Below are 987 nucleotides of genomic sequence, written 5' to 3' on the forward strand. Positions count from 1 at the left end.
GCGGGACGTTCCAACGAGCCTGACGCAACGTCACGATCGTTAACTGCCGTCCTCAAGATTCCCGACAGAGTCACTCAGCAGCACGCCCACGGCCTGCGAGACCACCGCCCTCGATGCGGACACGCGGGTACGACCCGATACGCTTCTTCACCTGGAGAGTGCTTCTTCCCCTGCAGCCGACAGAACCCTAGACAAGTCCCATCGTTGCAGTTCAGGAGCACTCTCCGTATATTTGATCAAGCCTCGGACACCCCGCCTCGTGAAAGCGCGAAGCTAATTGCGGCAAATCTTGCCCTCGAAGCGGACGACGCCGGCAGCTTGCTGGTCTATCCCGTCTTCGGCTTCCGGCGTGCTGAGCCAGCCGCGACTCCGAAAGGTACCGCCGTAACCCGCGAACCTCCCCGTGGCCTCCACCACGGTGTACTCCACCTCCAAGATGCTGACTCCGTCCTTCGTGGACGTCTGCAGGACGGCCTGGTCTTGCGTGCGCAGCCTGGAGCCGGTCTTGTCGAGAAAGACGTGGCACATCGTGTACTCGAACCTGCCATTGCCGACGCTGTTCAGGTCGCTGGTGGTCTCTCCGTAGGCTGCACCGTCGATCGTGCCTGTCATGGCGCCGATGCCAGACTTTTCGGTCAGGGTGAAGAGGTTGGCCGTGCCGCCCATGCTGATGCAGTCAGGGGTTTCGGTGTGACGCTGGATCGCCATGTGGTTTTTCCTTTCCGGGTGCAAAGTGCGTCAATCGCCCGTCCATGGTCAGCGCCAACCCAGTCAACGAACAAATGACGTTGCCGTATCCGCAAAACGGACTGCAGCGATAGCCCGAGGCGGGAGGTCGACGGGCGGCCACCACTGGCGCAGCCGGGACGCTGCCTCTGCCCCCTACACAGGACGTGTCCCTGATCAGCATTGGCGGACGTGGAGGTGTGTGCCGCTGGGGGAGAAGAGGGCCAGGACTTCGGCTGCCGCGTCGTGGTGGGCGCTGGT

General features: G+C 62.6%; 1 protein-coding gene. It reads right to left on the reverse strand.

Going from position 1 to position 987, the window contains the following annotated elements:
• Nucleotides 1-273: 273 nt before the first annotated feature.
• Nucleotides 274-708 carry a hypothetical protein gene (locus KVT45_RS55015; protein ID WP_089102829.1) on the reverse strand — a complete coding sequence of 145 codons (435 nt, stop codon included), beginning with the start codon at nucleotides 706-708 and terminating at the stop codon, nucleotides 274-276.
• Nucleotides 709-987 lie beyond the last annotated feature (279 nt).

Source organism: Streptomyces sp. GbtcB6, assembly GCF_019091475.1.
GTDB lineage: Bacteria > Actinomycetota > Actinomycetes > Streptomycetales > Streptomycetaceae > Streptomyces > Streptomyces hyaluromycini.